Genomic DNA, 13,088 nt, shown 5'->3' on the forward strand with positions numbered 1-13,088 from the left:
TGACTTTTGGCACGCTGTTGAGTTCTCAAGGAACGGACACTTCCTTCGGACCGCCTTCCAGCGGACCCTCCGGGCGTTTCGCTCTTTCGTGTTACCAGCCTATCAGATCCGAGTCCGTGCTCTTCACCGACTTGCTTTCTTCACTGCCTTGTCGGAACCGGCCTGACGGCCCGTCCGACGTTTCAAACCTTAGCCGATCCCCGCTCCGAAAAGCGAATCCGGTGCCAGTCCGAAGTTCAATTCCTATAAACGCGCACGCCGAATTCGCACAGGGCCGCGACAAGACGCGACCCAGCCTGAGCCGGGAAGTGGTGTTTCAAGGGATTGGCCGCTCCGGGACCGTCCGCGCAGACGCGTGTCCGGTGCTCCCTGCCGAGCGACCAGTGAACACTACGCCGGGGCGGCTCAGCTGTTGGTGGGGAAGCCGAGGTTGATGCCGCCGTGCGACGGGTCGAGCCAGCGCTGGGTCACGACCTTGCCGCGGGTGAAGAACTGGACGCCGTCGGGGCCGTAGGCGTGGGTGTCGCCGAAGAGCGACGCCTTCCAGCCGCCGAAGGAGTAGTAGGCGACGGGGACGGGGATCGGCACGTTGATGCCGACCATGCCGACCTCCACCTCGTTCTGGAAGCGCCGGGCGGCGCCGCCGTCGTTGGTGAAGATGGCCGTGCCGTTGCCGTACGGGTTGCTGTTGATGAGGGCCAGGCCCTCCTCGTAGCTGGAGACCCGGACGACCGAGAGGACGGGGCCGAAGATCTCGTCGCTGTAGACGGACATGCCCGGCTTCACGTGGTCGAACAGGGTGGGGCCGAGCCAGAAGCCGTCCGCCGTCGGAGCGCCGTTGACGTCCTCGGCGGAGATCGCGTGCTTGCGGCCGTCGACCGCCAGCTCGGCGCCGTCGGCGAGACCGGACTCGACGTACGAGGTGACCTTGTCGCGGTGCTGGCCGGTGACCAGCGGGCCCATCTCGGAGTCGCCGTTGCAGCCGGGGCCGACCTTCAGCGCGGCGACGCGGGACTTGATCTTCTCGACCAGCTCGTCGCCGATCGGGTCGACCGCGACCAGGACGGAGACCGCCATGCAGCGCTCGCCGGCCGCACCGAAGCCCGCGTTGACCGCGGCGTCGGCGCTCAGGTCGAGGTCGGCGTCGGGCAGCACCAGCATGTGGTTCTTCGCGCCGCCGAGCGCCTGGACGCGCTTGCCGTAGCGGGTGCCGTTCTCGTAGACGTACCGGGCGATCGGGGTGGAGCCGACGAAGCTGACCGACTTGATGTCGGGGTGCTCCAGGAGGCGGTCGACCGCGACCTTGTCGCCGTGCACCACGTTGAAGACGCCGTCCGGCAGGCCGGCCTCCTTCCACAGCTCGGCGAGGAAGTTGGCGGCGGACGGGTCCTTCTCGGAGGGCTTCAGGACGACCGTGTTGCCGGTCGCGATGGCGATCGGGAAGAACCACATCGGCACCATGGCCGGGAAGTTGAACGGCGAGATGATCGCGACCGGGCCGAGCGGCTGGCGGATCGAGTAGACGTCGATGCCGGTGGACGCCTGCTCGGAGAAGCCGCCCTTGGAGAGCTGCGGGATGCCGCAGGCGTACTCGACGACCTCCAGGCCGCGGGCGAGCTCGCCGAGGGCGTCGGAGTGCACCTTGCCGTGCTCGGAGACGATGATCGACGCGAGCTCGTCCTTGCGGGCGTTGAACAGCTCGCGGAAGCGGAAGAGCACCTGGCTGCGCTTGGCCACGGACGAACGACGCCACTCGGCGAACGCCGAGGCCGCGGCGGCGACGGCCTGGTCGACCTCGGCGATCTCGGCGAAGTCGACCTGGCCCGACACCTGTCCGGTGGCCGGATCGAAGATGTCACCGCGGCGGGGCGCGGCGCCGGCAGTGGCGACGGGGGCGCCACCGATCCAGTGGGTGACGTGCTTGTTCGGGCTGGACTTGCTCAAGATCGTCTGCCTCCGAAGTCCCGTGCGGTGTGTGGGCCGCCGGTACGTGGTAACGGCGCCGCCCGGCTTCGTCCGGACGACGGGATCACGGGGCTCCCGCGCTCGTAATCCAGTCTGCGGACCGTCCGGCCGGGCCTCAACGAGCAGCATGACGGGGAACGGAGATTCACCCTTACAGGTCGTCGGGCTGCTCCGCCTCGACGTCCTCCAGATAGGGGTCGTGCAGTCCTCGGTCGTCCTCGCGGACCTCCATCAGGTCCAGCCTGAGGTCCTGCGCCCAGGCCTGGGCCCAGGCGGAGCGGGCGGCGTCCGGGTGGACGAGGGCTGCGGCGGACTCCAGCCGGTCGGCGAGCACCGCCGTCTGGAACTCCTCGTCGAGTGCGCCGGCCAGGGCGAGCAGCTCCCCCTCGGTGAACGGGCCGCTCAGCACGTGCACGGCGGCGAGGTCCTCGGGGAGGCCCCGGTCGCAGAGGCGGAGCACGGCGAGCGCGGCGGCGTCCGGCAGCGCGACCACGGGGACGGGCGCGCCGGGCAGCAGCACGGCGGGGTGGCGCAGCGGTTCCTTGCGCAGTTCGATCGCGCAGGGTGCGCCGGTCAGCTGGGTCCGGCGCGGGGTGCCGGGCTGGACGGCGGCGCGGTGGCCGGCCGCGCGGAGGTGTTCGGCGAGGCCCACGGCGATGTCGGCGAGCGGCGGGCCCTCGGCGGTGACGAGGACGATGCCCGTGGAGCGGGTGGCGGGGAGGCCGTGGGCGGCGAGCGCGTCGGGGCCGGCGAGGGCGAGGGCGTACCGGAGGCAGAGCGGCTGGGCGGTCTCCAGCAGCCGGAGGTGCTCGTGGGCGAGCGCGCTTGCGGTCATGGGTCCAGTCTGGCGCGGTTCGGCCGCGCGGTGGTCGTGCGGGGACCGTGCGGCGGGTGGGCCGTCGGCTGGTGGGGCGCCCCGGGCGGCGGCCGGTTCACGGGAGGCCGATGAGGCGCGCGGCGGCGTCGTGGAGGGCGAGTTCGAGTCGGCGGGGGTCGACGAGGCGACCGGTGCCGTCCGGGGGGATCAGCCAGTGGAGGGAGCGGTCGGTGCCGTCCGGATGGGGGACGGTGAGGGCGGTGCCGTGGCCGAGGGTGCGGATGCCGGAGCCGAGCCAGCCGTCGGCGGTGCCGGTGGGGACGAGGAAGGCGACGGTGCCGGCGGCGCGGTCCTGGAGGACGGGGCCCGGGCCGGGGAGGCGGGCGAGGGCGTCGAGGGCGGTGCGGCCGAAGGGGCCGGGGGTCAGGACGGCGTCCCACTGGCGGCCGGCGGGCAGCGGGGCGGGGCGCCGGCCGGTCCGCTCCCAGCTGCGCAGGAAGGCGCGCGGGTCGGGGGCGGCCGCGGCGAGCCAGGCTGCGGCGGTGCGGGCGGTGGGCGGCATCGGGTGCTCCTCGGGGGACGGGTCGGGGTCGCTCACCGGGGAGAGGGCGGTGGGTGCGGGTTCTTACACGCTTTTCGGCGGTTTCGGCCGGTTCGGTTCCCGGCCGGTTCGGTTCCCGGCCGGTTCGGTTCCCGGCCGGTTCGGTTCCCGGCCGGTTCGGTTCCCGGTGGCCCCGGCGGGCGGGAGCCAGGGCAGGGGCGGGGCGGTGTGCAGGAACGGGGCCGGGCACGCCGACGCGCCGCGGGGCGCACCGGGGCCGGGTGGCCGGAGGTGCGCCCCGCGGTGGCCGGCGGTCGGGCCGGCGGTCGGATCAGGCAGGTGGATCAGGCGGTGGGATCAGGCGTCGGTGCCGGTCAGCTGTCGAAGCCGAGGCCGAGGCGGTCGAGGGTGCGCAGCCAGAGGTTGCGTCGGCCGCCGTGGCGGTCGGCGCGGTCGAGCGACCAGCGGGTGAGCTCGATGCCGGCCCAGCGGACGGGTTCGGGCGGGAAGGGCAGCGGCTTCTTGCGGACCATCTCCAGTTCGGTGCGTTCGGTGCGTTCGCCGGCGAGGAGGTCGAGCATGACCTCGGCGCCGAAGCGGGTGGCGCCGACGCCGAGTCCGGTGAAGCCGGCGGCGTAGGCGACGCGGCCGCGGTGGGCGGTGTCGAAGAACGCGGAGAAGCGGCTGCAGGTGTCGATGGCGCCGCCCCAGGCGTGGGTGAAGCGGGCTCCTTCGAGTTGGGGGAAGGTCTCGAAGAACTGCCGGGAGAGGGTGCGGAAGGTGTCGGGGCGCTGGTCGTGCTCGGCGCGGACCTTGCCGCCGTAGTGGTAGATGGCGTCGTAGCCGCCCCAGAGGATGCGGTTGTCGGCGGAGAGCCGGAAGTAGTGGAACTGGTTGGCGCTGTCTCCGAGGCCCTGGCGGCCGCGCCAGCCGATGGCGGCCATCTGCTCGTCGTTGAGGGGTTCGGTCATGAGTGCGTAGTCGTAGACCGGGACGACGTAGGGGCGGACGCGCTTGAGCAGGGACGGGAAGACGTTGGTGCCTAGGGCGACGCGGTGGGCGAAGACCCGGCCGTAGGGGGTGCGGACGGCCATGCCGCTGCCGTGCTCGGCGAGGGTGAGGGCCTTGGTGCGCTCGTGGATGCGGACGCCCTGCTTCAGGCAGGCCTCCTTGAGGCCCCAGGCGAGTTTGGCGGGGTGGACCATGGCGACGCCGTCGCGGTCCCAGAGGCCGCCGAGGAAGGTGGGCGAGTCGACCTCGCGGCGCACCTGGTCGGCGTCGAGGACGGTGACGTCGAGGCCGTGTTCGGCGAGGGCCTCGGCGACCTCGTGGAGTTCGTCGAGCTGGTGGGGCTCGGTGGCGACGTCGATCTCGCCGGTGCGTTCCCATTCGCAGTCGAGGTCGTACTGCTTGAGGGTGTTCTCGATGGCGTCGAGGTTGGCGCGGCCGAGTTCTTCGAGGCGGTTCAGTTCGGCGGGCCAGCGCTGCAGGCCGTTGCCGAAGCCGTGGGTGAGGCTGGCGGCACAGAATCCGCCGTTGCGCCCGGAGGCCGCCCAGCCCACCTCGTCTGCCTCGACGAGGACGACGTCCTGCGAGGGGTCGCGTTCCTTGGCGAGGAGCGCCGTCCACAGGCCGGAGTATCCGCCGCCGACGACCAGCAGGTCGCAGGTGGTGTCGCCGACGAGGGCGGGGAGGGCCTCGGGCCGCCCCGGGTCCTCCAGCCAGAACGAGGTGGGTTTGACGTCACTGAGCGCACGGGCGGAGTCCATGCCGTATCAGCCGCTTTCTGGTGGTCGTTCGGGCTCTGGTCAGTAGAACGGGGCGGTGGTGTGGCGGTTCATCAGGCGCGGGCCTTCCGGCGGTTGCCGATCCACTGTCCGGCGACGGTGAGGACGACGGCCGCGACGAACATCGCGGTGCCGATCACGTTGACCTGGACGGGGATGCCGCGCTGCGAGGCGCCCCAGACGAACATCGGGAAGGTGACGGTCGTGGGGCCGGAGTTGAACTGGGTGATGATGAAGTCGTCGAAGGAGAGGGCGAAGCTGAGCAGCGCGCCGGCGGCGATGCCGGGGGCGGCGAGCGGCAGGGTGATCTTGAGGAAGGTCTGCACCGGGGTGGCGTAGAGGTCCTGGGCGGCCTGTTCGAGGAGCGGGTCCATGCTCATGACGCGGGCCTTGACGGCGGTGACCACGAAGCTGAGGCAGAACATGATGTGCGCGATCAGGATCGTGGTGAAGCCGAACGGGATGCGCATGTTGAGGAAGAGCGTGCCGAGCGAGGCGGCCATGACGACCTCGGGCATGGCCATCGGCAGGAAGATCAGCCCGGTGGTGGCGGAGCGGCCGCGGAAGCGGTAGCGGGCCAGGGCGAAGGCGACCATGGTGCCGAGGATGGTGGCGCCGGCGGTGGCCGCGAGGGCGAGCTGCAGGCTGAGGACGAGCGAGCCGCACATGTCGGCGACGCCGCAGGGGTCCGTCCAGGCGTCGGTGGAGAACTGGGCCCACTCGTAGTTGAACTTGCCGGCGGGCTTGTTGAACGAGAAGAGCAGGACGACCAGGTTGGGCAGGACGAGGTAGGCGAGGGCGAGGACGCCCGCGAGGGTGACGAGGTTGCGGCGCAGCCAGCTGGACACCTTGTTCATCAGACCAGGTCCTCCGTTCCGGCCTTGCGCATGTAGACCGTCACCACGCCGAGGATCAGGGCCATCAGGATGAAGCTCAGGGCGGCCGCCGTGGGGTAGTCGAGCACGTTGAGGAACTGCTTCTGGATGCCGTTGCCGACCATCTGCTCGCTGGGGGAGCCGAGCAGCTGGGCGTTGATGTAGTCGCCGGAGGCGGGGATGAAGGTGAGCAGGGTGCCTGCGACGACGCCCGGCAGGGAGATCGGGAAGGTCACCTTGCGGAAGGTGGTGAAGGGCTTGGCGTAGAGGTCGCCGGCGGCCTCGTGCAGCCTCGGGTCGATCCGCTCCAGCGAGGTGTAGAGCGGGAGGATCATGAACGGCAGGAAGTTGTACGTCAGGCCGCAGACCACGGCGAGCGGGGTCGCGAGGACGCGGTGGCCGGCGGTGAGACCGAACGCGTCGGTGACGTCGAGGACGTGCAGGGCGTTGAGCGCGCCGACCACGTAGCCGCCGTCGGACAGGATGGTCTTCCAGGCGAGGGTGCGGATCAGGAAGCTGGTGAAGAACGGCGCGATCACCAGGATGAGGATGACGTTGCGCCACCGCTTGCTGGCCTTGAAGGCGATCGTGTACGCGAGCGGGTAGCCGATGGCGAGGCAGAGCACGGTGGCGGTGGCGGCGTACGCGAAGGAGCGGACGAAGTGCCACTTGTACTCGGTGAAGGCGTCCCAGTAGGTGGCGAAGTGCCAGGTGACGCGGAAGCCGTCCTCCAGCGAGCCGGTCTGCAGGGAGGTGGAGCCCTGGTAGACCATCGGCACCGCGAAGAAGACCACGAGCCAGGCGATGCCGGGCAGCAGCAGCCAGTAGGGGACGAGCTTGCGGCGGGTGCGCCGGGGCGCGGGGGGTGCGGCGTCCTGGAGGGGGGCCGTCTCGGTGGTGGTGGTCACGCGTCCTCCTCCGCGGTGCCGGCGTCGATCGCCTGGGAGGCGTCGAGCGCGAAGGAGTGGGCGGGGTTCCAGTGGACCTGGACGGTGGCGCCGGGGACGATCCGGCCGTCGCGCTCCATGTTCTGCTCGAAGACGGCGATGTCCTGGCCGGTGCCGGTGCGGACGGTGTACTGGGTGGAGACGCCGATGAAGCTGGAGTCGACGACGGTGCCGACCAGGCGGTTGCGGTCCTCGGGGACGTCCGTGGAGGAGTGCGCGATGGTGATCTTCTCGGGGCGGACGCCGAGGTGGACCTTGGTGGCGTCGGTGGCGCAGCGGGCGCGGGGCACGGCGAGGCGGGTGCCGCCGGCGCTGAGTAGCAGGTCCTCGCCGGAGTTGCCGGTGACCTCGGCGGCGATGAGGTTGGACTGGCCGAGGAAGTTGGCGACGAAGGTGGTCGCGGGGTTCTCGTAGAGGTCGGCGGGGGCGCCGAGCTGTTCGATGCGTCCGGCGTTCATCACCGCGATGGTGTCGGCCATGGTCATGGCCTCCTCCTGGTCGTGGGTGACGTGGACGAAGGTGATGCCGACCTCGGTCTGGATGCGCTTGAGTTCGAGCTGCATCTGGCGGCGGAGCTTGAGGTCGAGGGCGCCGAGCGGTTCGTCGAGCAGCAGGACCTGGGGGTGGTTGATGAGGGCGCGGGCGACGGCGACGCGCTGCTGCTGGCCGCCGGAGAGCTGGTGCGGCTTGCGGCGGGCGAGCGGGCCGAGTTCGACCAGCTCCAGCATGTCCTCGACCTGCTTCTTGACGTCCTTCTTGCCGCGGCGGCGCAGGCCGAAGGCGACGTTCTCGTAGATGTCGAGGTGCGGGAAGAGCGCGTAACTCTGGAAGACGGTGTTGACCGGCCGCTTGTACGGGGGCAGGGCGGTGACGTCCTGGCCGCCGATGAGGACGGTGCCGGAGGTCGGGTCCTCCAGGCCGGCGATCATGCGCAGGGTGGTGGTCTTGCCGCAGCCGGACGCGCCGAGCAGGGCGAAGAAGGATCCCTGGGGGATCGTCAGGTCGAGGGGGTGGACGGCGGTGGAGCTGCCGTAGGTCTTGCTGATGCCGGTGAGCCGGACGTCGCCGCCGGTGGCGGTCCCGGTGGGGCCGGTGGCCGGTGCGGTGGTGTCGGTCGCCTGGTCGGTCATGGTGCGGGGTCCTATCTCCGAGGCCGGTGGTCGGGGGCGGTGGTCAGGCGCCGATGAGCTTGGAGAACCTGTCCTCGAAGTCGCTCTCCTCGGCCTCGGAGAGGCTGCGGAAGTTGTGGACCTTGGCGGCCATCTCGGGGGTGGGGACGACCAGGGGGTTGGCGGCCGCGTCGGCGTCGAGCTTGGCGAGTTCGGCCTGCGCGCCGCTGACCGGGGAGACGTAGCCGATGCCGGCGGTGAGCCGGGCGGCTATCTCGGGCCGGTAGTAGAAGTCGATGAGGCGTTCGGCGTTGTGCTTGTGCTGGGCGCGGGCCGGGATCAGCATGTTGTCGGTCGACGCGACGTAGCCGGCCTCCGGGACGACGAACTCGATGTCGGGGTTGTCGGCCTTGAGCTGGATCAGGTCGCCGCCCCAGGCGACGCAGGCGGCGATGTCGCCGGAGGACAGCTCCTGGCCGTAGTCGTTGCCGGTGAACTTGCGGATCTGCTTGCTGTCGACGCCCTTCTGGAGGCGGGCGATCGCGGCGGCGTAGTCGTCGGCGGTGAACTTCGCCGGGTCCTTGCCCATGTCGAGCAGGGCCATGCCGATGGTGTCGCGCATCTCCGACAGGAAGGTGACGCGGCCCTTGAGCTCGGGGTCGTCGAGCAGCTGGGAGACGCTGGTGACGGCCTTCCCCTTGGTCGCCTTCTTGTTGTAGGCGATGACGACCTGGATGCCGGCCCACGGGTAGGAGTAGAGCCGGCCCGGGTCCCAGTCGGGGGCGCGGAAGCGGGACTCCAGGTTGGTGATCGCGGTGGTGATCCGGGACTGGTCGAGCTTCTGCACCCAGCCGAGGCGGATCAGCCGGGCGGCCATCCAGTCGGTGAGGACCATGACGTCGCGCCCGGTGTCCTGGCCGGCGGCGAGCTGCGGCTTGACCTTGCCGAAGAACTCGACGTTGTCGTTGACGTCCTCGGTGTACTTGACCTTGACGCCGGTGGCCGCGGTGAAGGCGTCGAGGGTGCCGTGCTTCTGCTCGTCCTTGGGGTCGACGTCCACGTACAGCGGCCAGTTGGAGAAGTTGACGACCTTGTCGCTGTCGGAGAGGTCCTTCGCCGCGGCGTTGGCGGCCTCGCCGGAGCTCCCGGTCGGGCTCTTCGCCGGCGGGATGCCGCAGGCGGTGAGGGTGCCCGCGCCGGCCGCGAGCGCACCGGCGCGCAGCACCGTCCGGCGGCTGAGGGCGGCGCGGCCGTTGGTGAGGCTGCGTTCCCAGGCCTTGCGTACCGGCTCCGGCAGGCCGTCGGTGATCTCGTGGAGCTGCATGCGGGGACACCCTCCTGATGGGGGCTCGGGCGGGGGGACGGACGGGGTTATCGGTCCCCGAAGATCGTGCGGTGCCAATCCTTGCGGGCCACCGCGGTGGTGTCGTACATGACGTGCTTGACCTGGGTGTACTCGTCGAGGGAGTACTGCGACATGTCCTTGCCGTAGCCGGAGGCCTTGTATCCGCCGTGCGGCATCTCGCTGATGATCGGGATGTGGTCGTTGACCCAGACGCAGCCGGCCGCGATCTCGCGGGTGGCGCGCAGCGAGCGGTGGACGTCGCGGGTCCAGGCGGACGCGGCGAGGCCGTAGGGGGTGTCGTTGGCGAGCCGCAGGCCCTCCTCGTCGCTGTCGAAGGGGAGGACGACGAGGACGGGGCCGAAGATCTCGCCCTGGACGACCTCGCTGTCCTGGGCGGCGCCGGTGATCAGGGTGGGCAGGTGGTAGGCGCCGAGGGTGAGGTCGGTGCCGTCGTGGCCCTTGGTGCCGGTGCCGCCTCCGGTCACGACGGTGGCGCCGTCGCGGCGGGCGCGCTCGACGAAGCCGGCGACGCGGTCGCGGTGGGCGAAGGAGACCAGCGGGCCGAGGTCGGTCTGCTGGTTGCGCGGGTCGCCGAGGCGGACGGCGGCGTACAGGTCGGCGACCCCTGCGACGAAGGCGTCGTAGAGGGGGCGCTGGACGTAGGCGCGGGTGGCGGCGGTGCAGTCCTGGCCGCTGTTGATGAGGGAGGCCGCGACCGCGCCGTGCACGGCGGCCTCCAGGTCGGCGTCGTCGAAGACCACGAACGGGGCCTTGCCGCCGAGTTCGAGGTGGGTGCGCTTGACGGTGGCGGTGGCGAGTTCGGCGACCCGCTTGCCGACGGCGGTGGAGCCGGTGAAGGACACCATCGACACGGCGGGGTGGGAGACGAGGTGCTCGCCGGCGGTGCGGCCGGCGCCGGTGATGACGTTGACGACGCCGTCGGGGATGCCGGCCTCGGTGCACGCGGCGGCGAACATCAGCGAGGTGAGCGGGGTGAGCTCGGCGGGCTTGAGGACGATGGTGTTGCCGGCGGCGACGGCCGGGAGGATCTTCCAGGCGGCCATCTGCAGGGGGTAGTTCCACGGCGAGATCGAGCCGACCACGCCGATCGCCTCGCGGCGCACGTACGAGGTGTGGTCGCCGGAGTACTCGCCGGCGCCCTTGCCCTCCAGGTTGCGGGCGGCGCCGGCGAAGAACGCGGTGTTGTCGATGGTGCCGGGGACGTCGAACCCGGTGGAGAGCTTGATCGGCTTGCCGGTCTGCGCGGTCTCGACGCGGGCGAACTCCTCGGCGTGCTCGGTGAGGACGGCGGCCAGCCGGTTGAGGGCCTCGGCGCGGGCGCCGGGGGTGGCCCGGGACCATTCGGGCAGGGCGGCGCGGGCCGCGTCGACCGCGGCGTCGACGTCGGCGGGGGACGCCAGGACGACCTCCTCCACGGTGCTGCCGTCGGCCGGGTTGACCACCCGGAACCGCTCGTCGCCGCTCCCCCGGACCACCCGCCCGGCGATGTGCTGCGCGCCGGCGCCGAAGCTGGTCAGGTCCATCTGCTGTCCTCCATGTGCCCGGTGGTTCGGCTTCCGCGCTCCGGGGCGCGGAACCCGCTGCACGCCCATGCTTCCTCGGCGGTGCGGCGATGCCCGTACGCCATGGCCGGAGACTGGTCCAGTCGCCGCATAGCAGACGGAGAGATCCGAAGCGGTGGTTCACCGGGATTGCGCGATCCTGACAGGCCCAGTTTTCTTCCACAAGGGATTCCGCTGTTGCCTTCTGGTTACGCTGCGGATTCCGCTGCCGCGTCCCGGTTTTCGCCACTTCCGATGGCCTGACCATGCCGTCTCGGGCGATCGGGTGACAAGGGTCACTCCGACAGGCCCGGCGCCAAGGGGTTTACAGGGTGCAAGGCCGCGCGGCGGGTGGGCGGGCACCGGGCCGAGGGAAGATTTCCCTGACACCCCTGATCAGCTGGAGGCCCGCGATGCTCCCCACCGTCGCCCGGGTGCTGGACCTGGACGTGATGCGGCGCGGGCTGCCCCACGTGGTGGCCGGTGCGGACCACCTGGAACGGCCCGTCCGCTGGGTCCACGTGAGCGAGCTCCCGGACGTCGCCGGCGTCCTGCAGGGCGGCGAGCTGGTGCTCACCACCGGCATCGCCCTGCCCGAGCAGCGCGAGGGCCTGGCCCGCTACGTCCACGACCTCGCCGACGTCGGCGCCGCGGGGCTGGTCGTCGAGTTCGGCCGGCGCTACTTCGACTCGCTGCCGCGCGCCCTGGTCAACGCGGCCGAGCAGCGCGGCCTGCCGCTGGTCGCGCTCCGCCGCGAGCTGCGCTTCGTCGCCGTCACCGAGGCGGTGCACGCGCTGGTGGTCAACGCCCAGCTGGAGCAGCTGCGCACCTCCGAGGCGGTGCACCAGGTCTTCAACGAGCTGGCGGTGGAGGGCGCCGAGCCCGGCGAGGTGGTGCGGCAGGTGGCGCAGCTGGCCGGTGCGCCGGTGGTACTGGAGAACCTGGCGCACCAGGTGCTGGCGCACGAGAGTGCCGGCCGGCCGGAGGCCGAGCTGCTGGAGGGCTGGGAGGCGCGTTCGCGCGGGGTCCGCCCGCCCGGCCGCACCGGGCACGACCCGCGCAGCGGCTGGCTGGTCACCGCGGTCGGCGCGCGCGGCCAGGACTGGGGACGGCTGGTGCTGATCGGCGGGCCGGGCGCGCTGCCGGAGGGCACCGCGCACCCGCACGCGATGATGCTGGAGCGCGGCGCGGCGACGCTTGCGCTGAACCGGCTGGTGGTGCGCGACCGGGAGAGCCTTGAGCGGCAGACCCACCGCACGCTGCTGTCGGGCATCCTCACGCACGCCCTGACCGTCAGTGAGGTGGCGCTGCGGGCCCAGGCGCTGGGGGTACCGCTGGAGGGCCGGCGGCTGGTGGGCGTGGTGCTGCGGCAGCGCCGCGGGGCGGTGCCGGCCGCGCTGGAGGCGCAGGCCCGGCTGCGGGACTTCACCGAGCTGGCGGCGACGGCGATCCGCGGCTGCCGGCTGTCGGCGCTGGTCGGTGCGCTGGACGACGAGGGCGTCGGGATGCTGATCGCGCTCGGCTCGCAGCAGGACGAGCACACGGCGCTGGAGGCGTTCGCGGCGGCGCTGCGCAAGCTGGTGGCGGACGGTGCGCGGGACGCGTCGGCGCCGCCGCCGGAGCCGGTGGTGGCGGTGGGCTCCTCGGTGGGGTCGGTGCGCGACGCCCGGCGCACCCTGCTGGAGGCGACCCAGGTCGCGGACGCGGCGCTGCACGACGCGCCGGGCGGCCGGGCGGCCGCCTACTACCGGCTGCCGGACGTCCGGCTGCGCGGTCTGCTGCACCTGCTGCGCGACGACGAGCGGCTGCAGACGTACGTGGAGCGGGAGCTGGGGCCGCTGCTGGCGTACGACGCGGAGCACGGCGGGCAGTTGGTGCGGATGCTGCGGATCTACCTGGAGCAGGGCCGCAACAAGTCGGCGGCGGCGGACGCGGCGCACCTGTCCCGTCCGTCGTTCTACGACCGGCTGCACAAGGTGGAGCGGATCCTCGGGGTGGACCTGGACCAGGTGGAGTCCTGCCTGTCGCTGCACGTGGCGCTGCTGGCGCTGGACGCGGTGCGCCGATGAGCGCCTGCGGGCACAGGGGAATCCGGGCGTGCGGGAGCGGCCCCGGCGCGGTCGCCCCGGGGCCGCTCCCG

At 71.8% G+C, this 13,088-nt stretch carries 10 protein-coding genes; 1 reads left to right on the forward strand and 9 read right to left on the reverse strand.

The features are described 5' to 3' along the window. Positions 1-405 precede the first annotated feature (405 nt). The 9 genes from IE98_RS0134050 to IE98_RS0134090 form a co-directional block, all read right to left on the reverse strand. Positions 406-1,944, reverse strand: a complete 1,539-nt coding sequence (locus IE98_RS0134050) for a CoA-acylating methylmalonate-semialdehyde dehydrogenase (protein ID WP_030275653.1) — start codon at positions 1,942-1,944, stop codon at positions 406-408. A gap of 172 nt (positions 1,945-2,116) precedes the next feature. Next, positions 2,117-2,800, reverse strand: coding sequence for a hypothetical protein (locus IE98_RS0134055; RefSeq protein ID WP_030275654.1), 684 nt, complete (start codon positions 2,798-2,800; stop codon positions 2,117-2,119). Positions 2,801-2,897: 97 nt separating this feature from the next. Then, positions 2,898-3,380, reverse strand: a complete 483-nt coding sequence (locus IE98_RS0134060) for a hypothetical protein (RefSeq protein WP_324605827.1) — start codon at positions 3,378-3,380, stop codon at positions 2,898-2,900. A 317-nt stretch (positions 3,381-3,697) separates the two neighbouring features. Beyond that, positions 3,698-5,092, reverse strand: a complete 1,395-nt coding sequence (locus tag IE98_RS0134065) for an NAD(P)/FAD-dependent oxidoreductase (RefSeq protein ID WP_030275656.1) — start codon at positions 5,090-5,092, stop codon at positions 3,698-3,700. Between the two features lie 71 nt (positions 5,093-5,163). Next, positions 5,164-5,967, reverse strand: a complete 804-nt coding sequence (locus tag IE98_RS0134070) for an ABC transporter permease (protein ID WP_030275657.1) — start codon at positions 5,965-5,967, stop codon at positions 5,164-5,166. Further along, positions 5,967-6,893, reverse strand: coding sequence for an ABC transporter permease (locus IE98_RS0134075; protein ID WP_030275658.1), 927 nt, complete (start codon positions 6,891-6,893; stop codon positions 5,967-5,969). Before IE98_RS0134075 ends, IE98_RS0134070 begins: the two co-directional genes overlap by 1 nt. Then, a complete protein-coding gene (locus IE98_RS0134080; RefSeq protein WP_030275659.1) occupies positions 6,890-8,062 on the reverse strand; it encodes an ABC transporter ATP-binding protein in 1,173 nt (390 codons plus the stop codon). The genes IE98_RS0134075 and IE98_RS0134080 overlap by 4 nt, the downstream gene beginning before the upstream one ends. Positions 8,063-8,105: 43 nt before the next feature. Further along, positions 8,106-9,365, reverse strand: coding sequence for a polyamine ABC transporter substrate-binding protein (locus IE98_RS0134085; protein WP_030275660.1), 1,260 nt, complete (start codon positions 9,363-9,365; stop codon positions 8,106-8,108). A gap of 47 nt (positions 9,366-9,412) precedes the next feature. Then, positions 9,413-10,930: a gamma-aminobutyraldehyde dehydrogenase gene (locus IE98_RS0134090; RefSeq protein WP_030275661.1), complete on the reverse strand. Its 1,518-nt coding sequence runs from the start codon at positions 10,928-10,930 to the stop codon at positions 9,413-9,415. A gap of 431 nt (positions 10,931-11,361) precedes the next feature. Here IE98_RS0134090 and IE98_RS0134095 point away from each other — a divergent pair, with 431 nt between their 5' ends. Next, a complete protein-coding gene (locus IE98_RS0134095; RefSeq protein ID WP_030275662.1) occupies positions 11,362-13,017 on the forward strand; it encodes a PucR family transcriptional regulator in 1,656 nt (551 codons plus the stop codon). Positions 13,018-13,088: the final 71 nt, after the last annotated feature.

The sequence above is a fragment of the Streptomyces sp. NRRL B-24484 genome (genome assembly GCF_000717715.1).
Classification (GTDB): Bacteria; Actinomycetota; Actinomycetes; order Streptomycetales; family Streptomycetaceae; genus Kitasatospora.